This window comes from Streptomyces sp. NPDC059008, assembly GCF_042749045.1.
In the GTDB taxonomy this organism is placed as follows: Bacteria; Actinomycetota; Actinomycetes; order Streptomycetales; family Streptomycetaceae; genus Streptomyces.
Genome location: NZ_JBHYJC010000011.1, coordinates 119,363 through 140,101, shown reverse-complemented (window position 1 = coordinate 140,101; position 20,739 = coordinate 119,363). Strand labels below are relative to the sequence as shown.

Sequence of the window (20,739 nt, the reverse complement as noted above, 5' to 3'; positions counted from 1 at the left end):
AGAGGTGACTGGCGAATGTCCCCGTGGCAGGTCCGTGCACTGGAGGAGAGCGACCTGGATCAGGTGGTGCGCATCTGGGAGGAGGCACCTGACACCACCGTGGACTTGGCGGTGAGCCTCGCCGAGGCGGTGAGCGCGCTGCACGCCGAGGCGCCCGCCGTGGTGGCGGTGGTGGGAGACCAGGTCATCGGCGCCGCGGTGTCCTTGATGGCACAGGAGCGGGGGTGGGTCCTGCGGATGGCTGTGGGCAAGCCGTGGCGAGGACACGGCGTCGGGCAGGCGCTGCTGGCCGCGCTGGAGGAACGGCTGGGGCGGTCCGGCGTGCGCCGCATCGGGGCGCTGCTGCCGGACGGGGAGGCCGTCCAGCGGGCGTTCACCCACGCCGGATACGTGCGTCGCCCCGACCTCTGCTACGTCGAGAAACTGCTGACCGCGGACTCGGCCGAAGCAACCTTGCTGGATCAACTCGGCGGCGCCGTCCCGGACGACGGCCTCTGGGAGAGCATCGCGGGAATGAGCGCCGAGAAGACGCTGATCGAGCGCCGACTGGTGCTCCCACTGGAACACCCCGAGCTCGCCGTGCAGTACCGGCTGGTGCCGCCTCGGGCAGTGGTGCTCTTCGGCCCACCCGGCACGGGTAAGACCACCTTCGCGCGAGCGGTCGCCTCCCGCCTGCGCTGGCCGTTCATCGAGGTGTTCCCCTACCAACTCGCCGAGGACGCGCACGGCGTCGCGGCCGCCCTCCGCCGGCTCTTCGCCCGCGTCGAGCACCTGGAGCAGGCCGTGCTGTTCTTCGACGAGGCCGAGGAGATCGCCTCCGAGCGGCACGATCCGACGACGCTGGCGCACCGGGTCACCAACGAGCTCCTCAAACTGATCCCGCAGTTCCGGCGCGGCGACCGCAGACTGCTGATCTGTGCCACCAACGCGGTGCGCTCCCTCGACCCGGCCTTCCTGCGCCCCGGCCGCTTCGACTACCTCATCCCGGTCGGCCCGCCTGACGCCCAGGCCAGACGGGCCATCTGGATCCGCTACATCGGCCCCGACCGCGCGGCCGGCCTCGAACTCGACGCGCTGGTCGAGGCCAGCGACCGCTTCACCCCGGCGGACATCGAATACGCGGCACGCACCGCCGCCCAGAGCGCCTTCGAACGCCACCTGTCCTCCGGTCCGGACGAGGGAGCCGACCCGGACCGGCTCACCGGCGACTACCTCCAAGCCATCGCCCACACCCGGACGTCCCTGACCGAGGACGACATCCGTGCCTTCGACCGTGACCTCAGGACCGCCGCGCGGGTCTGAGGTGACCCCCGTCTTTGCGCGGCCATCGGCGATCACCTGAGGTGTGATGCGCAGAACCGAAGGCGAGAACTGTAATTCCTGCCCGATTCCGGGCAGGAAATGTGGACGCCCCACGGTTCCCGACCTAGGGTGATCGCTCATGATCACCCTGGATGCAATAGGGACTTTCGCCCTGATAGTGGGACTCCTCACCCTCACTCCCGGACTGGATACCGCACTCATCCTGCGCACCGCGGCGCTCGGCCACCGCCGTCGCGCCTGGGGCGTGGTCCTCGGCATCCAGAGCGGCACGCTGGTCTGGGGCGTGCTCAGCTCGCTCGGTGTGACCGCGCTGCTGACCGCGTCTCACCTCGCATACGAGACCCTTCGTTGGGTCGGAGCCGCGTACCTGGTGTGGATGGGCGGCAAGCTGCTGTGGGCCACCTGGCGCCAGGCATCGAGCGAGAGCCCGCAGACAGCGGAAACCCGGGGCGCGACCTCGACCCGGGTCGAGACCAACGCCAGGGCAGGCGTCGACGACACCCTGCTCAGCGGCTGGTGGCACGGGGCCGTGACCAATCTCCTCAACCCGAAGATGGGCGCCTTCTACGTCGCGGTGCTCCCGCAGTTCCTCCCCGCCGGCGCCTCGCACCTCGCTTCGGGTGCGCTCCTGGCCGGTGTCCACATCCTCCTGGCCATCGGCTGGGCGTGCGCGCTGATCGCCTTCGCGCATGTGCTCCGAGGGCGCCTGCAACGGCCCTCGGTCCGCCGCTACCTCGACCGCGTCACCGGCACGGTCATCGCCGCCTTCGGCGTCCGGCTCGCGCTCGGACAGTGAGGCACCGGTCGACGCGACCGCAAGGCCACCGACAGCCGCCGGAACGGGCAACCCGTGCATCACCCGAAGCGATTGGACATCCGTATGTGCTCCCTCCCCACCAGCACCGAGGCCGTGGTCTTCGACTGCGACGGCCTGCTGGTCGACACCGAAGCCTGCTGGACCGTTGCGGAGACCGCCATCTTCGCGGCGCACGGCCATCCCTTCGGTCCCGAGCAGAAAGCCCTGGTGATCGGCCGCACCGTGGAGGCCGCCGGAGAGGCCATGGCCCGGTACCTCGGGCGCCCCGGCGACGGTGCCGAACTCGCCGCCGAACTCCTCGAAAGGGTCCGCAAGGAGCTGTCCCGAGGCGCCGCAGCCCTCCCCGGGGCGGTAGAACTGGTGCGCGCCTGCCGGGCGGCGGTACCCATAGCCGTGGCCAGCAACAGCCCCCGGGAACTGCTGGACACGGCACTGTGGTCGGCCAGCCTCACCGAATACTTCACCCACTCGTTCGCCGCCGACGAAGTGCGCTCTCCCAAGCCCGCACCCGAGCTCTACCTCACCGCATGCGAGGCACTCGGTGCGACTCCTCAGCACTCCGTCGCCTTCGAGGACTCGGCCACAGGCATCGCGTCGGCGCGCGCTGCCGGGCTCCACGTCGCGGTCGTACCGTCCCTTCCCCGAGCCGACCTCGACCACGACTGGCTGGGCACCAGCCTGGCCGACCCCGCATTGCGAGACTGGGCCAGGAACCTGGGAGATGGCAGGGGCCGTGACGGGGCAGCGCAGCGTCGATGACGGTGCGTCACCTGCCGATGGCGGCGTGGGCCTGGTGGGGTGGCAGGCCGGCTTCGGGCGCCGCGTTGAGCTGGATCCGGGTGGCGGCCAGCCCGGCGAACTGCGGGGCCAGTTGAGCGAGCCGGGTGCGGGTGAAGACGCCCAGGTGCGGCCCGGTACGCCGGGCGAGGTCAAGGGCCTCCGCCCAGGCCGAGAACCGGACGAGCAGGGCAACCGGTCCCACGGGAGGCCATGGCAGAGCCTCCGCACCGAGTGGTGGTGCCATCAGGACGATCGGATCCGGTACCAGCGGGAAGCCCCGGCCAGGGGGCGTCCCGCTCCCGACCGGCTGCGCCCCGGCGTCGAGCGCGGCGTCGGTCCACGCGTGCAGACGGGCACGCCACTGGTGGTGCGGCAGTGCGGTGGCCGGGCGGAAGCGCGCGGTCTCCCGTGCGAGGTGCTCCAGGAACGCCGCGAGACGCACCTCGTGCACCGCGACCAGTGGGGTGGCCGCGCAGCGGCGACCGGCGCGGGCGAAGCAGGACCGGATGGTGGCCCGGGCGGCGGACCGTGCGTCTCCGTCGTGCCGGAGCACCAGGAGTCCGGGTGGCGACCGGCGCCAGGGATCCCACGCGCAGCACTGCGGGGACACCCGGTCCGTGTGCTCGGCCAGTACGCACCGGAGGTCGGCCGCCTGCCTGTCCACCGCCAGAGCCCAGCACCCGTGCGGCAGCCCCGCTTCCCGGGCCGCCGCGAGTACGGCCAGGGTGGGGACCGAGGTGCGGTGGTCGGTCTCGGAGACCACGGTCACCCCCGCCAGCAGGGCCGGCAGCGCCCCTTCGAGCAGCGACACGAGGGGGCGGGCGCCGTCGACGTGAGACATGGCCACGGCTGGACGCCGCGGGGCGGGGGGAGGCGGCGAGCCGGAGCGTGGCCGTCGCCGGAGTGCCCGGGGCGGGCCCGCCGCGACGGTGTGCCGCAGCAACGTACGCCGGACGCCGCGGAGTTCGGCCTCGGCGTCGGCGGGGCCGAGGCCGGAGACGTCCTGGAGGACGGTCAGCAGGGCGGCATGGCGCACCGCCAGCGTCCGTTGTAGCCGGCAGCTCCAACGGGTGCGCTGGGTGTCGCGGAGGGCTCCCCACGTCCGCGCGGCCTCCCGCGCACCTGCCACCGCGGCCCGGACCTCGTCGGGGGAGGAGAGCGGTAGGGACAGCAACGATCGGCGGGAGAAGATCCCGATCACCGGGAGGTAGTCGTCCGGATGTCCGGTCAGTCCGCTCGCGACCAGCGCGTGCCGCAGGGGGGCGCCGAGCAGGTCGCGCACGAGCACGTCGGTGACGGGTGACGGCATGTCGGTGGGCCTCCAACGGGTTCGCCGGTGCGGTGGACGGGTTGCCGCTGGGGGCTGTGACCGGCCCGGTCAGGCTCTAGCGGGCCGACCGGGTCCGACGCGCTCCGGGACGACCTACGCCGCGGCGGCCGGTCGTCTTTCGCGCGGGGGACTCGGACGGACCAGGGAACGGCAGTGGCGAGCCAGCGGGCCGCGGGGATGCAGTACGACCATGCCGAGTGCCATCACGAGGGCGCCGCCGGCCGGTCCGCCGAGCGCCCGCACCGACAGGGAGGCGGCCACGGCCAGCAGCGGGCACGTGCCCAGGACCACCGCAACCATGCCCAGGACCGCCCGCGCAGACGGCCGCCACGGGTGGTCGCCCCGCACACCCGGCGGCCGGGCGCCGGGCAGTTCCTGCGGCGGACGGTACGCATGGCACCACACGTAGGAGAACAGCAGGACCGGCAGGATCACGGCCCCCATCCAGCGCAGCGCCGCGGCGACCGGGGAGCCGCAGAACCGCACCAGCTCCGCGGCCGTCGGCGGCCCCGCTGGGAAGGTCGACGGCGCGGCGGCGAGAAGCCGGTGCAGCCCTGTGCCGTCCCAGCCGTGGACCAGGACGAAGAACACCCCGGCGTACGCACCGATCACCTGGAGGCATGCCGCCCACAACGCCCCGCGTGCCAGCAGCCGCAGGGTGAGGAGACAGCCGAGCGCACCGCTCACGAACACCCCCGCGCTGAAGCAGGCCATGGCCCACGGGGGGATCTCGGTGAGGACCTGCATGGTCTCCCAGCGGGGAAACCGAGTCGCCAGCAGCAGCCCCATCGGGAGGAAGAACACGCCGAGGAAGAGGAGGGTGAGTGCGAGCTGACGGTTCCGTACGGTGGCTCGGCGGCCGGTGTCCCCGTCGGCTGCGGCGAGCTGATCGGTGGCAGCGAGCGCATACCCGGCACCGATCCCGTACGACCAGAACGCATCGACCTGGAACACTACGCCCCCTCCGGCAGCGCCGCCGCGCCCACCAGAGAGGGGGACGGCGGAGAGAGCCCGGATGCGCCCGGGTCCGGCGTCGCCTGATACGGGGGAGCCGTGGTGCACCAGGACGGGAGGCGGACGCCCGCGAAGCGCAGCTGGGCAAGACGGTTCTGGTAGGCCGCTCCGTCCAGCAAGGCGGCGGCGACGTCCGCGGCACGCCGGTTCTCCGGCGCTGCCCACGGGGTGTCCCGGACCCAGTCGTTGAAGGCGCCCATCGACGGTCCGCACCAGATCTGGTAGTCGCCCACCCGCTCCGGGGTGCCGTCCGCGGCCCAGCGGGAGGAGAGCCCCAGATACCAGCGGAAGAGCAGGGCCATGCGGTGACGGGGGTCCTGCTCGGCGCGCTCCAGCTGCTCGGGGTGGTGGCACCGCAAGTAGGCAGCCACGTCGGGCCACACCTCGGAGGGCGGACGGTGGAAGATCTCCCGTTCCAGGCGCGCGAGGGCCGCATCGGGGAGCTCTTCCACGCTGCCGTGGTCGCGGTAGAGCTGGTGGAGCCAGGCGGCCCGGCCGGGGAAGAGCGTTCCGCGCTTGAGCACCTGGACGTGCACGCCCATTTCGAACATGTCGGCCGAGGGGGCGCTGGTGCAGTCCTGCGCACCGGCCTGGGCCAGCAGTTCCTTGGCTCGGGCGGACGTGCCGGCCTCCACGCACGCCTGGTTGACCGACCCGGTCACGACGTAGGCCGCACCCAGGGCGAAGGCGGCGAACGCGGCCTGCGGAGTCCCGATCCCGCCCGCCGCTCCGATGCCCACCGAGCCCCCGGGCCGCCCGGCCGCCGCCTCCCGGTCGCGCAGCGCGAGGATCAGGGGCAGTTGGGTCACCAGCGGACGGTGGTCGGTGTGCCCGGCCGAGTCCGCCTCGACGGTGATGTCGTCGGCCATCGGGACCTGTGAGGCCAGGCGGGCTTGTTCGTCCGTCAGCCGTCCCTGCCGTACCAGTTCGTCGACCATCTCCGCCGGTGCGGGACGGAGGAAGAACGCGGCGATCGCCGGCTGCGAGACCTTGGCGATGACACGGTTGTCCGCCAGGACCGCACCATCGGGACCACGTCGCAGCCCCGCCACCCGGTACCGGATCAGTTCGGGATCCGGGCCCATGAAGGCGGACGCCTCGACGCAGCGCACGTCGTGGCGCAGGTAGAGGTCCACGATCTCGTGTTCGGCCCGAGGCGAGGCGGGGTTGTGGATGATGTTGCACGCCCACGCCAGGTCCGGCAGTCGTCCGCGGAGGGTGTCGACGGCCTGTTCGACGCGGGCGGTGCCCAGGCCCGCCGCCCCGAAGGAGGCGAGCGCGCCCCCTCTCGCCAGGGCCACGACGAGGTCCTCCGAGGAGATCCCGCCCGCCATGGAACCGGCCATGTACGGCTGCCGCAGTCCGTGGCGGCGCAGGAAGTCCGCCGAGCCGAGCTGGTGGGTGGCGATCGGGCCTGAGGCGGCGAGTACCTCGATCTGCGCCCCGGGCCGTGGAAGCTCGTTGACCGCCCCGATCCGACCGTCGACCCGGACCACATAGCAGGGCCGGTCCAGTGCCGCGAGCGCGCCGCGGATGCCGGCCCGATCGAAGGAGACCGTCATGCCGCCTCCTTCGTAGTGCGGCGGGGGGAGGTCCGGAACGCGAGGGAGTCCACCTCGTAGATGCGCAGACCGTCACACCAGACGCTGCCGTCGGCGACCACGGTGAGCCCGGTGCCGTCGCGCTGTACCTCGCGGAGATGGACCTCGGCCTGCGTCTGTGCGTGGTGCGGCAGGATCTGGCCCCGGTAGGTCCACCGCAGCGGCACACCAGGCATCGGAGCGAGAGCCCTCAGGGCCTCCTCACTGACCGAACGCGTATGCAACAGAAAGAACTTGACGGCCTGACACAGCATCTCGACCCCGCAAGAGCCGGGCATGACCGGATCGTGGAGGAAATGCCGGCTGAAGTACCAGTCGTCGGATTCCACGGGGCGGGTGGCGAGGAGGCAGCCCAGGCCGTGCCGGCCGCCCTCCGGCACCAGGGTGCAGGTGGCGCCCGCCAGCAGGGCGAGGCGGCCGTGCCCCACCGGTGCACCGGAGCCGGCGTCGAGCTGCCGGGCGCCCGGTGGCGGGGTGGCTGCGCTCTCCAGCCACGGGGGGACCCGCCGCCCGCCGTCCAGCCCCTGCTGTTGATCGAGGACGGGCCTGGTGAAGAAGCCGTGCACGGTCTCGCCCCGGTGGAACACCTCACCGTCCACGACCAGTTCATAGCCGTACCGTTGGAGGACGGCACCGGGCATCGGCGTGTGGGAGAGCAACGTCGTGTGCTGGCGTACCGTACGGCCGCGCAGGTCCACCGGGTGCAGCAGGCGGGCGTGGCCTTCGAGGTTGCGGACGGTGAAGTCCTCGCCCGGGTGCTCCAGGCTGGCCCCCAGCGCCGCCCCGACGAACGCCGACGCCTGCAGTGCACTCTCCAGATAGAAGAGCCAGGGCAACGTGCCGCCGTTGTCGCGCAGGTACCAGGGGTCCTCGGGGACGTCGTACTCGGTGAGGTGGGTCGAGCCGACCGGATACCCGCCCCGCGCGTCGGGGGCGCTCAGCAAGCGGTCGAGCATCAGCATCCCGCCACGGGGCAGCCGGGGGCGAACCCGCTCCGCGGAGGTGAGCGCGGCGGGGCCGTAGACGATCGTGAGATCGCCGTCGGCGGCATGCGCCATGTGCAGTTCATGTGCGAACGCCGACTCGCCCCCGGGGGAGCGGCGGACCGCACCGGCTGCCTTCCCCGGCACGAGGTCGGTGCCCGGCGCCTCCCGGAGCGCCACCCCCGCCTCGCGGACGTGGGCCACCGCCCCCTCCTCGTCGCTGATCCGGACCTCCGCCACGACATGGGGGCGCGGGACGAGGCCGATCCGTGTGACGTCGGCCTCCAGCCGCAGTGGCCCGACGGCCGCCCGCCCGGTGTCGGCGACGGAGATCCGGGTGGGTGCGTCGGTCACCGGGTGGAAGTACGGCCGGGGGAGGCAGAGGTGCAGCCCGTCGTGCAGCGCGTGCACCCGAAGCGCCTGCCACACGAGCGGCAGCAGCTCGGCCCAGCCGACCGGTCCTTCGACGGCGCCGGGGGCAGCGGTGGCGACGAGGTGTCCCAGGCCGAACCGGCCCGCTCCCGGGCCGGAGACGGCGACCTCCGCCAGAAGGCGGTAGCCGCCCGTCCCGACCTGGCCGGTGGTCTCACCCGAGCTCCCGGCCCCGTGCTCCGGTCCGAAGACGTCGGCGAGCCGTCCCGCGGCAAGCAGGTCCAGTCCGACGCGGTCGACACGGTGCCGGACGGCGCGGGCCGGCGGGCGCCAACTGTCGTTCGGTCGCGCCGTCTCCGAGGGTGCAGGCATCGGTCCGGTCGTGCCGTGCGCTTCGACGACCAGGCGGCCACGGGACCATACGGCGAAGGAGTCCGCGCCGGTACAGGTGGCGGTCAGCGCGTCAGGGCCGGTGCCGTCGAACGGGAACTCCTGATGCCACGTCAAGGAAGCCCGCCGAGGACCTGGTGGCGGGGCCCCGTGGCTCTGCTGCAGGGCACGCACACCGGCACTCAGGACAGCGGTTTCGGGGTCGACATCCGCTGGGTCGACGTCCGTGGCGCCGTCCGCGGCGGCGGTCCGGTGCCCAGCGCCGGCCGGGTGGGCCCAACGGTTCCAGCCGGTGTCCGCGGCAGGTCCGTCCGCCGGCCCGGCCGCCCGGGTGGTGCGCCTCAACAGCCAGGTCTGCAGGGCCTGGTGCGCCTGGAGGGTGATCCGGTGTCCGGAGCAGATCAGGTCGACCAGCCCCGTCACGTCCTCGGCGTCGGACCGCGTCGGCAGGGTGGGTGGTGAGGTCGCGGTGGTGACACGGGTACCGATGCCCTCCTCGGGCCACCAGCGGTGGCGAGGGGACGGGCCGTCGAAGCCGAGTTCGTCCATGGTCGTGGTCCGTCCGGGCGCAGGAGGGGGTGGGGCGGGCATCAGGTGGCGGCGGAGTCGGGGGCGGCCGGCGGCCAGGCCGCACGGCTGCCGAGCTGGGGCGCGGCCACGATGCCCTTGAGTCCGCTCCAGCGCTGCAACACCGCTCCGTCGGGAGCGCAGGCCGTCACCGTGCAGATCAGCTCCAGCGGACCATGGTTCTCCAGGTCGACCTGGATGACGAACGGGGCGTCGTCCGGCAGGGGAGCCACGAGCTCGACGCGTCGCACGGAGACCGGCAGACAGCGATGGCCGCAGACGCGCCGACCCAGGAGGGCCGCGGCCTGCAACAGCAGATCGGCCAGAGCGGGGCTGTAGCGGGCACCACCGTAGGCCCCCTGAGCCAGCGGAGGGTCGGCCAGCTTGGCGCACAGCACCAGCTGCCGGTCGTTCTCGACCAGGACGGGCCCCAGGCCGCGGAGCAGTGGGCCGTGGAAGAGGAACCCCTCGCCGTAGGCCGAGTGGTGACGGTACGGCGGTTCCGGCAGCGGGGGGAGGCGGTGCGGATCGGGTGCGATGCCGTCCGGTGCCGAGCCGAACACCCCCTCGTAGCGGGGCGGTCCGGCGGTCGCGCCGTCGTCCTGGATGGTCACCGCCACGGCCTGCTCGGCGCCGGGGCGGGGACGGAGCACCACACGGGCGCGCGGTGGGTGGGAGCCGTTGAGGACGAGTCCGCGGCGCACGGAGAAGTCGCGGACCTCGGTGACCGGATTCCCCGAACCCGTACGCTCGACCGCGTCGACACCCCATCCGAGCGCGGCGGTCATCGGCAGCACAGGCTGCCCGTCGATACTGTGATCCTCCAGCACCGGTTCCGCCGCCAGCCCCGTCAGGTCCCGCAACAGCTCCACCCCGTCGGCCGGCAGCGGCCCGGGCGGGAACGCCGACTCCAACGGACCCAGGACGGTGACCAGGTCATCGGCGTGGGCCGCGGTGAGCTGGTCGACGAAGTACCTGCAGCCCTCCTCCCGGCTCAGCAACGGCACCCCCAGCTGCTGGAACAGCTCCTGGGCCCGTTCCGACGCCATCCCGCCGCGCCAGGGCCCCCAGGCGAGCGCAGCGACCCGGGTGCCGGGGTGGGCCGCTTTCCATGCACAGGCGAAGCGGTTGAGCGCCTCGTTGGCCATCGCGTAGTCGGTCTGCCGTCCGTTGCCGTAGATCCCGGAAACCGAGGTGAAGACGATCAGGTGGTGCAGCCGTTCGGCGGGGAGCGCCGCGAGCACGTGCTGCAGTCCGGAGAGCTTGGTGTCCACCACCCTCTCGATTCCCCGGGCCTCCTTGACGGCCAGCGGCTGGTCGGCCAGCACCCCGGCGCCGTGGAGGACCCCGGTCACCTGCTCCGCCCACGGTGCCAGCGCCGCGCCGACCGAAGCGGCATCCGTGATGTCGGCGCTGACGTAGGTGGCGTCGGCTCCCAGGCCGCGTAGCTCCGCCAGCGTGGTGTGCACCTCCCGCTGCGCGAGCAGCCGCGCGACTTGGGTGTCCAGGGCAGTCCCGACGGCCGGATCGCCGGGGTCCTCGCCGCGCGCGCGGGCCTGCTCCGCGCAGGCTTCGCGCAGCGCGGTCGGGTCGTCGAGACCGGCGGCCCAGGCGGGCGGATCCTCCAGTGGGGTACGGCCCAGGAGGACCAGTCGACAGGGTCGTCGTGCCGCCAGCGCGGTCAGGCACCAGGCGGTGATGCCCCGGGCGCCGCCGGTCACCACCAGCAGATCGTCCGGGGACGGGGCGTCGCCCGTGGCCGCCCCGCTGTCGGCGGGGAGCCGGTCAGCGGCCTCGGGCGAGAGTGCCAGGGTGCGACGGGTCTCGCCGTCCCACCCGACCTCCCGTACCGGGGCCGAGTCGGCGATCTCGCGCAGGAACTGCGCTGCCGCCCCGGTGGCGGGGCTCTCGGGCGCGCTGTCGAAGGCCCGGCAGAACAGGTCCGGCTCCTCCACACCGAGCGCCTTCACCAGACCGCCCAACCCTCCGTACAACGCCTGGGTCGTATGGCCCGCCGTTCCCAACAGTCCCAGAGAGCCGTCGAGCCGGGTGACGGCGGCGAACCCGGCACGGTGCCCGGCTGCGACCGAGGCCTTCAAGGCAGGCACCGTGTGCTTGGCGAGGAGTACGGCGTGCCGCAGCCGTCGGACGGTGGCGGCCGGGTCCGTACGCGGCTCGCGGTCGGCGGGCAGTACGCACAGCCCGAGCCGCCCGTCGGGCGGCAGCACCCGCTCGATCTGGGTGCGCAGCGTCTCCTCCCGCCAGTCGGCGAGCTGCCCCTCCGCCCCGGGAACGGCCACGTCCGGCAGGGCCAGTACCCGCACTCCCCAGCCGTCGGCGGTCAGCGCGTCGCGCAACGCGTCTGCCAGCGCGCTGCCGTCATGGGCGAGGAGCGCCGTCGGCTGCGGTCCGTAGGGGGCTACGACCGCGTCGACCGCGGGCAGCGTACGCAGACCCACCCGGGCTCGCCCGGCGGCCACCGGTGCCCTGTCGGCCACGGATCCGTCGGCGCCCTCGAAGAAGCTGTGCACGAGCCGGGCCAGTTCACCGACGGTGCGCGCCTGCGCGAAGCGGTAGATGTCCTCCTGCGGCAAGAACGGGTAGCGCTGCCACGCCTCGGACGCGATCTCGACCTGCTTGAGCGAGTCGATGCCCAGGTCGGTCTGGATGTCGAGGTCGGGGTCGACCATCTCGACGGTGTATCCGGTCTTCTCCGCCACCAGTTCACACAGGATCCGCTCGACGTCCGCCACATCCATGGGGGCCCCGTCGGGCGCACGGTCGGCCGCCGGTTCGTGTGCGGCGGCCGATGCGGTATCGGCCGCGTTCCGGGGTGCGGGGACCGCTCCGGTTGCGGGGGGACCGACGGGGTCGACGGACGGCGGGACGACGACGGGTGTCTCGCCCTCTCCACAAGGCGGGACCCCGTCCGCACCGGCCGGCGCCGGGCCGGTCGCGGCGTCGTCGAATGCCAGCCCACTGCGGGCCAGTTCGAGGAGGACTTCCTGGCTGCGGATGTGGGCACGGCCGAGCGCCGCACTGTGATCACGGACGGCTTCGGCGCAGGCGAGAACCGAGGCGTCCGGGCCGGTGCCCGAACGGGAAACCATCTGTGCAAGACCCTTGGAGGTCTCCAACTGTCCGGCCAAGTACTCGTTGTGCAGTTCCAGTTGCCGGGCGGCCAGTTGCCCCAGAACGTCCGCACCGGTCCGTGCCCCGCCGGTACGACCTGCCGGTGTGGCCTCGGCTGCGGTCGGGGCAACGGCGGCCTCGCACTGATAGGGGGTGGCCAACAGCGCCTCATGCTCCGCCCGGTGTGCCTCGACGGCGAACGCCGAGCCCTCCAACAGCCGGGCCACGGGGGACGGTTCCCTGCGGGGCGCCGGCTCCGGCGCGTCGTAGCGGTTGATGCCGCGGATGTCGAATCCCAGCACGGCCAGCCGCAGCGCGGCGCACTTCAGGGCCGCCGCGCCGTCGCTTCCCGGCCCGTGGTCGGTGGGGATCACCTCGACGACGCCCGCGCCGAGGATGCGGGGCACCAGCCGACTGAGCACCTGCTTGGGCCCGCACTCGACGAAGCCGCGGCAGCCCTCGGCGTACAACTCCCGTACACGGGCCGCGAAGTCCACCGGCCGGACGATCTGCTCGGCCAGCACGCGCCGGTTGGCCTCCGGATCGCCGCCGTAGCTCGCGCCGGGGGTGTTGGCCAGTACCGGTGTAGCGGGGGAGGACAGGTCGACGCCTGCCAAGCACCCGGCGAACCTTTCCACGGCGTGACCGACCAGCGGGGTGTGGAACGCCGCCGCGACCGGGAGCCGGTGCAGAGTCGTGCCGTCACGCGCGCAGTCCGCGGCCAGCGCCTCAATGGCCGGCGTCGGCCCGCCGAGCACCACCTCGTCGGGCGCGTTGATGTTGCTCAGTGCCAACTCCGGGTATCCGGAGGCGCGTTCCCGCCACTCGTCGACCGACAGCCGCAGTGCGACCATGGCACCGGGATCTCCGCCGTCGTCGGCTCGCTCCATGGCCTGCCCGCGTTGCAGCGCAAGCCGCAGGCAGTCCGCGTCGGAGAGGCTGCCGGCCGCCCAAAGCGCCGTGATCTCACCGGAGCTGTGTCCCAGGAGTCCGTGCGGAGTGAAGCCGAGCTCGGTGAGGTAGCGGAACTGCCCCATGGCCAGTGCGCCGATGGCCGGCTGTGCACAGCTGGTCCGCCGCAGCCGGGCCGCCGCTTCCTGCGGTCCGTACCGCCCCGGTTCGGGGTAGACGACCCGGGCCAGGGTGTCGTCCCCCTCCGTCCAGAGGGCGTTCGCCTGGTCGAAGGTCCGGCGCACCGGGGGGAACGCCAGCAGTGTGTGCAGGCCCATCTCCACGTACTGACTGCCCTGACCAGCGAAGAGCGCCGCGGACTTCGCTTCCGGCGGCAGGCCTTCCCGCCGGAAGTGGACCTGCTCGTCGAGGCTCCAGACGCTGTCGTCGGGCCGGTCGCCCAGTCGGGCGACGGCCTGGGCCACCGCGGCCTCGCGCTCCTCCGCGGTGCGGGCCAGGACGCCCAGCCGGGCGTGGCCGGCGGGAACCGGTCCGTCCTCCGCGGGCGGTGCCCCGGCCCGCAGCAGGGAGAGCAGTGCGGCCGGGTCCGGAGCGTGCCACAGCAGGGCCTGAGGTGTGCCGTGCAGGGTCCGGGCGTGGTGGTCGGAGGGCTGGTGCTCCTCCAGGACCGCGTGGAAGTTCACGCCGCCGAAGCCGAAGGCGGAGACCGCACCACGCCGGAGCGGGTGCCCCGGGTCGCGTACCCACGGCCGTGCCCGGGTGTTGAGGTAGAGGCTCCCCTCCCGAACCGCTTCGCCGGGCGTGTCGATGTTGATGGTGGGCGGCAGCACCTTGTGGTGCAGCGCCAGCGCGGTCTTGATGAGCCCCGCTGCCCCGGCAGCGGCCTTGGTGTGGCCGATCTGCGATTTCACGGTGCCGACGGCGGCCCGGTGTCGGCGGTCGCCGGTGTCCATCAGGGCGCGCAGCGTACCGATCTCGACGTGGTCGCCGACGGGGGTACCCGTCCCGTGCGCCTCGATCAGCTCCACCGACTGTGGAGGTACGCCGGCATCCTCGTAGGCTCGGCGCAGCGCCGTCATCTGGCCGTCCCCGCACGGCGCGTAGATGCTGCTGGTGCGCCCGTCGCTGGAGTCGCCGAGACCGCGTAGCACGGCGTAGATCCGGTCCCCGTCCCGTTCGGCGTCAGCCAGCCGTTTGAGGGCCAGCATCCCGATTCCCTCACCGAGCAGGGTGCCGTCCGCCGACTCGTCGAAGGGCCGAATGCGCCCGCTGGGGGAGAGCGCGGGCGTCTTGCTGAAGCACAGGAAGGTGGTGATCGAGTTGTCCGCGTCGCAGCCGCCCGTGATCATGAGGTCCGCACGGTGTTCGACCAGTTCGCTCACCGCCATGCGCAGGGCGGCCAGCGAACTGGCACACGCCGCGTCGACGGTGCAGTTGGCCGCGCCCAGGCCGTACCGGTTGGCGATGCGCCCGGCGACGACGTTGGCGAGAATTCCCGGGAAGCTGTCCTCGGTCCAGCTGGGCGCCCAAGCGACGGACCGGCGGGCCACCTCCTCGGCGTCCTGCTCCGAAAGGCCGCAGCTGAGGGCCGCCTTCTTCACATACGGCACCATGAGACGCGCACCCAGGGGGTAATAGGTGGTGTTCTGGCCGCACACCCCGAGGATCACCCCAGCGCGCGACGGGTCGTACCAGTCCGCCCCGTCGCACCGAGCATCGCGGAGCACCTCTCCTGCCACCCGCAGACTGAGCAGTTGGACCAAACCAATAGAGTCGAGCGTTGCCGGCGGCATCGCGAATTCCGCGGGGTCGAACACGGTCGGCGGCAGGAATCCGCCCCGCCGGGCGTATGTCTTGTCCTCGGCCAGCGGGTCGGGATCGTAATGATCGGCGATCCGCCATGAACTCTCCGGGACTTGGGTGATGCAGTCGCGGCCCGACACCACGTTGCACCAGAACTCCCCTACGTCATGCGCCTGAGGGAACGTTCCTGCGATGCCGATGACGGCAATGGGACTCTTGGCCAGCTGAAAAGACGAAGCAGCCATCGCACGGACCTTACGGCGCGATATCCGGACATGAGGTGTCGTCGACGGTGAACGCCGCGTTCGCCTCACCGTCGACGTCGGCACCGAGCTTGGCGCCAAGGACTTGGGCTGGGTTGGTGGAGACGCCAGGGAACGGGGCGATCCCGCGGATGACGGCGGCGAGACGACGCATGAACGACCCCCTTTGGGAGGAAATTTAGACTCAGGTGATGAATTTCCTATCTGGACATCACTAGTCGCGATGTCCCTCATGTGGGGGATGGGCCGAAGTCCACGCGGCCATGTGTGAGTACACCCGGCGACGGGCAGGACCCTGCGATCGATCTGCCCACGCGCACCTGTGGCAACTCGCCCATCAACTGGCGGTGCACCGCCGGGAGTTCGGATCCCGTCGACGTCGTGTGGGCCGCGAGGCACCAGGTTTTCGTGATCCTGGACGGCGCACTGACTACCACCCTGACCTGGTCGACGGCTGCCTCGCCGGAACCGGCCTGGTCATGGACGGCTGACCGGCATCACGAATTCACGGTCAGTGGTGTGACGGGTATGTCTAACGGGATCGCCTGGATAGGCGCACACAGATCCGCCGCCCTGCCCGAAATGCTCGGCGGGATCTCGCTGACCTGCCGCCCGCGGCCTCGATGCGGACGAGTTCCTCATCGCGCTGGGCGCCGACTTCGGTGAGCTGGCCCGCCCGCATCCCCTGCAAGGACGTCACCGTGCCGGCGAGGCGACGAGGCGATCAGTCACCTCACGTCAGTCGCGCCATGTACGGCACATGCGGGGACTGGGTGTACGTGCTGGAGGACTAGGGCATGGCGACGTGGTTCACCGGCTACCGAAAGGTGGAGTCGATGTGGCTCGGTCCGGACGAGGAGATCGTCTGCGTGACGACGAACTCGTGGAGCCCGCCAAAGATGATCGCCGTTTCGCCAGATGACGGGCGCGTCCGACAGGCCGAATTCGGAGCGGACATCGGGGAGGCCTCCGCACTGGACGCGGCCCTCCACGCGGCGGGCGCGGTGTTCCCTGCCATCGGGGATGTGGGCGAAGCCGCCGTGGTGGCGTACTACGAGGAGCACGGGCCCTGGCTGCCCGCAGCGGTGTTCACCGCTGTCGGCGACTACTGCGGCCTGTCCATCGACGAGGAAGCCGTTCAGGCCGGCGACCCTCCAGGACTCCTGATCCGCATGGCGTGACGACCAACGGGCGGCCAGCTCCCGGGGTCGGCCTCGGTGCCCTCGGGGGCGACGAGGAGGCGCAGTGCGTCGGGGAAGAGCGCCGCCCCCTTGTCGCCACGGTGTCTCCCGGCCCGATGCCCGCGCCGCGCAGGGCAAGTGCGGCGCGCGTGGCCGCCGTGGTCAGTTCTGTATAGGTGAACCGACGAAGTCCGTCGGTCAGGGTCACCGCGTCGGGCCGGCGCGCATTCGTCTCACATTCCAGATCCCACACTGTTGCCTTTGAATAAGGGGAGATAGTCAGGATTTCGAGGTGTCGGATGTGGGAGATTCGTCGGATTCGATCGGTTTCGCTGTGACGCTCTTATCAGGATCGGAATCCGGCGCATGAAGATTCTGTACGGCCGGAAGCATCAGTACGACGGAATTGGCAAGAATCTGCCAGCCGACACCGACGGCCAGTACCAGGCTGACGCTGGTGGATTCCGCGAGCGGGCCGGCGAGGGCGAGGCCGATCGGTCCTACCGAATAGGCGCCGAAGGTCACGTACGACATCACCCGTGACAGGCTGTTCGCAGGGACGTGCTGCTGGATCGTCGTCATCCAAAGGCTGTTGAACACCGCGCTCGAAATGCCGGCGGCAAGTGCCGCGGCGCACACCGCCCACAGCGGGGCACGGACCGCGAGGGCCGCCGAGGGCGCCGCCCACAGGAAGGTGATCAGGGTGGTCACGACCAGCGGTCGGGACGGCCGTCGGCCGAGCAGCAGCAGGCCGCCGATCAGGGCACCGCCGCCGAAGGTGCCGACGATCAAGCCCCAGGCCTCGGGTCCGCCGTAGTCGCGGTCCGCCGAGACGGGGCCGAGTACCAGGTAGGGCGCCCAGACGACCAGGTTGAACAGGGTGAACTGGAGCGTGACGGTCCACAGCCAGGTGTGGGCCGAGAAGGCTCGCCATCCGGCCCGAAGTTCGGCCACCATGGAGCTCTTGCCGGAGTCGGGAGCGAGGTCACCGACCCGCAGCATGAGCAAGGCGCCGATGCTGACCAGGTAGCTGAAGGTGTCCACCAGCAGTACGGTGGCCGCCGACGTGACCGCGACCAGGACGCCCGCGAGAGCCGGCCCGCCCACGCTCGCGGCCGACTGGGCCATCCCGAGCAACGCGTTGGCCTCGGGCAGTCGATCCTTCGGGGCGAGTTGTGGGACCAGGCCGTCGAACGAGGGCCGGAACAGCGCCTCACCGAGCCCACCGCAGGAGGCGAGCGCGAGAAGTATCCACAACGGCACGGGCCCGGCCATGAGCAGCAGCGCCAGGGTGCCCTGACTGAGGGCGCGGACGGAGTCGGCCACCAGCATCACCCGGCGTCGCGGCAGTCGGTCGCCGAGCACACCGCCGCCCAGCAGGAACAGCACCATCGGGATGATGCGGGCGGCGAGGACGAGACTCAGATCGGTGGGAGATCCCCCGTTGTGCAGGACCGCGAAGGCAAGCGCAACGGATGCCATGGAAGTGCCGAAGTTGGACGTGACGTAACCGACGAAGAAGACCGAGAATTCACGGTCACGAAAAACTGAGAAACGCCCCCGAGGTGCCATCACCGGCCAAGCCCTGCCATCACGGGAGAGCAACCCTGCGGGGCGACTGCGCGCACTAACACGAAAGCCCTTTCGTGTGGCGGGAAAGCACTGGTTCAACGGCGCGAGCCTACGTATCCCTTGCGATCCACGTCAACGGTGACCGTCGCGGCCGGTATGGCAAGACCAATAGCTGTGGTGACTGGTGCCAGTAGCGGGATCGGGCGTGCTTCCGCGCGCCGTCTGGCTTCCGACGGATTCGACGTGGTGGTCGCCGCACGTCGAATGGACAGACTCGAAGCCTTGGCGGAGGAGATCGGGGGGCGAGCGGTCCGGCTGGACGTCACGGACGCCCGATCCGTCGAGGAGTTCGCCGAGTCGGCGCCCGTCTGTCGGGTGCTGGTGAACAACGCGGGCGGTTCGCTGGGTGTGGACCGCATCGCAGACCTCGACCCGGAGGCATGTCTCCGCATGTACGAGACCAACGTCCTCGGCACGATCCGTGTCACGCAGAAGCTGCTTCCCGCGCTGATGGCGAGTGGTGACGGGAGGATCATCGTGATGACCTCGCTGACCGGGTATCAGACGTATCCCGGTGCCGCGGGCTATGCGTCGGCGAAGTACGGGCAGGTGGCGGTCGCCGACATTGGCCCCCGGCCCGGGCACCGCTACTACAGCCGGAGATCTTGTGACAACCGGCCGGAGCCGCGGGCGGCGTTCGCGCAGTTCTCTGATGGCGTCATCGCTGAGCGGCTGGTGCTGCTTGCAACACGTCTCTTGGTGTGGCGCTCAACCACCAGACGGGTATGACTCGTGCGCGAGGTGGAGCGGCAGAGGTGGTGGACCGTCCGGTCTTTCCGGCTCGTGTGACGCAGCGGCGTGGCTTTATGCGATTGTTTTTCGGGCGCACGGAGACGCGCCCGCCTGGTCGCGGTACTCGTGCCGCTTGCACGGGCTGTCACGGGGTGAACCGCTCCGGACGGAAGTCCGCGAGCATCTCATTTCTCTTGCCGCTGAGGATCTCCGAAGCAAGCAGTCGGCCGATTACCGGCCCGAGGGTGATGCCGCTGTGGGATACGGCCTCGTAGTAGCCCGGTACGGACGGCACCGCTCCCACCGAGGGGAATCCGTCGGCTGGGATGGCCCGGTGGGCTACCCGTGTCTGTGCGATGCGGGCGTCGCCGAGTTCGGGAACGACCTGCCGCGCCGATTCGTGGAGCAGCCGCGCGAGTTGCGCTGGATCTTCGCCTGTGTCGATGAGTGCGTCGATCTCGCGGCTGTGGAGGACCACCGAAGCGTCTCCGTCAGGACGGATCTCGATGTGCGGCGCGTGCATGGCCCGGTGAACCGGGACCTGAGCGCAGTCGATCCGGGTGACGGCTCCGGGTTCCCGGCGCATCGGCAGGCGCCGTGCGATGAGCTCGGCGACGTGGGAGGCGCTGGGGCCTGCTGCGTTCACGACGATGTCGACGTCGAGACAGCTCCCATCCGACAGAGCAACCTGCTGGATGCTCCCGTCGGTACCTGTGTCGATGTCACGGACCGCGGTGCCGGCCCGGAGCTCGGCGCCGGAGGCAACGGCCTGGCCGACCAGGCGGCTGACGAGATGATGTCCGTGCACCCAGGCTTCGTCGGGGTAGAACACGACGGGAACCTCACTGGGAATCGCGAGAGCCGGTTCGAGGCGGCGACATACCTCGGCCCCCGTGTACACCTCAGCCCGGTAGTCCCAGTTGGCCAGCTGTTCGGCCGTTTTCAGAAGCTTCGCCTCTGCTGCGGGATCGTCCGCCCAGCGCAGGTGGCCGCTCGGATACCACCATGAGTCTGGCCCGATGGTCCTGGCAAGCTCACGGTACGCTGCCATGCCCGCGACGTTCAGGTCGAAGTAGGACTTGCGCGTGGTCTTGTTGCTGGCGTTGACCCAGGAGAAAGACCAGTTGGTGATGCCCTGGCCCGGCTGGCCTGCGTCGATGAAGACCACCTTGGCGCCGTGCCGGGACAGGTTCCAGCCCACGCCGGCTCCGAGGATGCCCACGCCGATGACAGCGACACGTTCCGGCCGCTTCACGGACCCGGTCCTCACGAACGGCCCCTTCCCAGATGACGGGCGAACTCGACGCCCGTTTCTAGCATGCGGGCATAGGGAACGGTGAGGGCTCCGGTGCGGACCCGCCGGACGGTCCTCAGTCGCCGGCAGGCCGCACCGGCTCGACCTCGGCCGCCGCCCGCCGGTCATAGGACCTGCGGGCGGCGAGTACCTCACCTTGGTGTTCCTCGGACCAGTCCTGGACCGCCGTCAGCAGGCCGGTGAGGCTGTGGCCGAGCTCGGTGAGTTCGTACACGACCTTCGGCGGGATCGTGGGGTAGACGGTGCGGGTGACCAGGCCGTCGCGCTCCAGGGTCCGCAGTGCCTGCGTGAGCATCTTCTGCGTGACGCCGTCCAGGAGGCGGCGCAGCGCGTTGAAGCGCAGCGGCCCCTGTTGGAGGGCGCCGACCGTGAGCAGAACCCACTTGCTGGTGAGCAGTGACAGTACCGGGCGGGACGGACAGGTCTGGAAGTAGGCGTCGGCGCCACCGTATTGCCGCAGGTCATTGCAGGTATCCATAGGGAGCCTGGATATCAGGAGGGTGCCTCCTTTTCAAGTGTCACTGTGTGGCGCAGGCTGGTGTGCGCCGCGCGGCGACCGTGAGAGATCAGCAAGACGATCAGTAAGAGGGGT

General features: G+C 71.2%; 15 protein-coding genes. 5 read left to right on the top strand and 10 right to left on the bottom strand.

What is annotated here, in order from left to right:
• The first annotated feature begins 15 nt into the window (after positions 1-15).
• From ACFWZH_RS16470 to ACFWZH_RS16460, 3 genes are all read left to right on the top strand, one after another.
• On the top strand, positions 16-1,302 hold the full coding sequence (locus ACFWZH_RS16470) for an ATP-binding protein (protein WP_384430553.1): 1,287 nt from the start codon (positions 16-18) through the stop codon (positions 1,300-1,302).
• Between the two features lie 139 nt (positions 1,303-1,441).
• Complete coding sequence (locus ACFWZH_RS16465) at positions 1,442-2,119, top strand: LysE family translocator (RefSeq protein ID WP_384430549.1); 678 nt, start codon at positions 1,442-1,444, stop codon at positions 2,117-2,119.
• Positions 2,120-2,203: 84 nt separating this feature from the next.
• Positions 2,204-2,899 carry an HAD family hydrolase gene (locus tag ACFWZH_RS16460; RefSeq protein WP_384430546.1) on the top strand — a complete coding sequence of 232 codons (696 nt, stop codon included), beginning with the start codon at positions 2,204-2,206 and terminating at the stop codon, positions 2,897-2,899.
• Positions 2,900-2,906: 7 nt separating this feature from the next.
• Here the strand turns inward: ACFWZH_RS16460 and ACFWZH_RS16455 are convergent, their stop codons facing one another.
• The 6 genes from ACFWZH_RS16455 to ACFWZH_RS16430 all read right to left on the bottom strand — a co-directional run bounded on the left by ACFWZH_RS16455 (position 2,907) and on the right by ACFWZH_RS16430 (position 15,441).
• Positions 2,907-4,229, bottom strand: a complete 1,323-nt coding sequence (locus ACFWZH_RS16455; RefSeq protein WP_384430543.1) for an aldehyde dehydrogenase family protein — start codon at positions 4,227-4,229, stop codon at positions 2,907-2,909.
• A gap of 114 nt (positions 4,230-4,343) precedes the next feature.
• Entirely contained in the window at positions 4,344-5,204 is an 861-nt protein-coding gene (locus tag ACFWZH_RS16450; RefSeq protein WP_384430540.1) for a hypothetical protein, read from the bottom strand.
• Positions 5,204-6,826: a PfaD family polyunsaturated fatty acid/polyketide biosynthesis protein gene (locus tag ACFWZH_RS16445; RefSeq protein ID WP_384430537.1), complete on the bottom strand. Its 1,623-nt coding sequence runs from the start codon at positions 6,824-6,826 to the stop codon at positions 5,204-5,206. Before ACFWZH_RS16445 ends, ACFWZH_RS16450 begins: the two co-directional genes overlap by 1 nt.
• Positions 6,823-9,159, bottom strand: coding sequence for a 3-hydroxyacyl-ACP dehydratase (locus tag ACFWZH_RS16440; RefSeq protein WP_384430534.1), 2,337 nt, complete (start codon positions 9,157-9,159; stop codon positions 6,823-6,825). Before ACFWZH_RS16440 ends, ACFWZH_RS16445 begins: the two co-directional genes overlap by 4 nt.
• A 41-nt stretch (positions 9,160-9,200) precedes the next feature.
• A complete protein-coding gene (locus ACFWZH_RS16435) occupies positions 9,201-15,269 on the bottom strand; it encodes an SDR family NAD(P)-dependent oxidoreductase (RefSeq protein ID WP_384430531.1) in 6,069 nt (2,022 codons plus the stop codon).
• 10 nt (positions 15,270-15,279) lie between these two features.
• Positions 15,280-15,441: a hypothetical protein gene (locus ACFWZH_RS16430; protein ID WP_384430529.1), complete on the bottom strand. Its 162-nt coding sequence runs from the start codon at positions 15,439-15,441 to the stop codon at positions 15,280-15,282.
• 643 nt (positions 15,442-16,084) lie between these two features.
• Here ACFWZH_RS16430 and ACFWZH_RS16425 point away from each other — a divergent pair.
• Positions 16,085-16,468: a hypothetical protein gene (locus ACFWZH_RS16425; protein ID WP_384430526.1), complete on the top strand. Its 384-nt coding sequence runs from the start codon at positions 16,085-16,087 to the stop codon at positions 16,466-16,468.
• Here ACFWZH_RS16425 and ACFWZH_RS16420 read toward each other — a convergent pair.
• Positions 16,377-16,721 (bottom strand): AMP-binding protein, encoded by a 345-nt coding sequence (locus tag ACFWZH_RS16420; protein WP_384430523.1) that lies wholly within the window; start codon positions 16,719-16,721, stop codon positions 16,377-16,379. The genes ACFWZH_RS16425 and ACFWZH_RS16420 overlap by 92 nt on opposite strands.
• A 26-nt stretch (positions 16,722-16,747) precedes the next feature.
• Positions 16,748-18,139, bottom strand: a complete 1,392-nt coding sequence (locus tag ACFWZH_RS16415) for an MFS transporter (protein WP_384430520.1) — start codon at positions 18,137-18,139, stop codon at positions 16,748-16,750.
• Positions 18,140-18,196: 57 nt separating this feature from the next.
• On the opposite strand from ACFWZH_RS16415, the gene ACFWZH_RS16410 reads away from it, so the two are divergent.
• Positions 18,197-18,829, top strand: coding sequence for an SDR family oxidoreductase (locus tag ACFWZH_RS16410; protein WP_384430785.1), 633 nt, complete (start codon positions 18,197-18,199; stop codon positions 18,827-18,829).
• A gap of 148 nt (positions 18,830-18,977) precedes the next feature.
• On the opposite strand, the gene ACFWZH_RS16405 is transcribed toward ACFWZH_RS16410, so the two are convergent.
• Together ACFWZH_RS16405 and ACFWZH_RS16400 are read right to left on the bottom strand one after the other, a co-directional pair.
• Positions 18,978-20,087, bottom strand: a complete 1,110-nt coding sequence (locus ACFWZH_RS16405) for an NAD(P)/FAD-dependent oxidoreductase (RefSeq protein WP_384430517.1) — start codon at positions 20,085-20,087, stop codon at positions 18,978-18,980.
• Between the two features lie 115 nt (positions 20,088-20,202).
• Positions 20,203-20,625 (bottom strand): winged helix-turn-helix transcriptional regulator, encoded by a 423-nt coding sequence (locus ACFWZH_RS16400; protein ID WP_384430515.1) that lies wholly within the window; start codon positions 20,623-20,625, stop codon positions 20,203-20,205.
• Positions 20,626-20,739 lie beyond the last annotated feature (114 nt).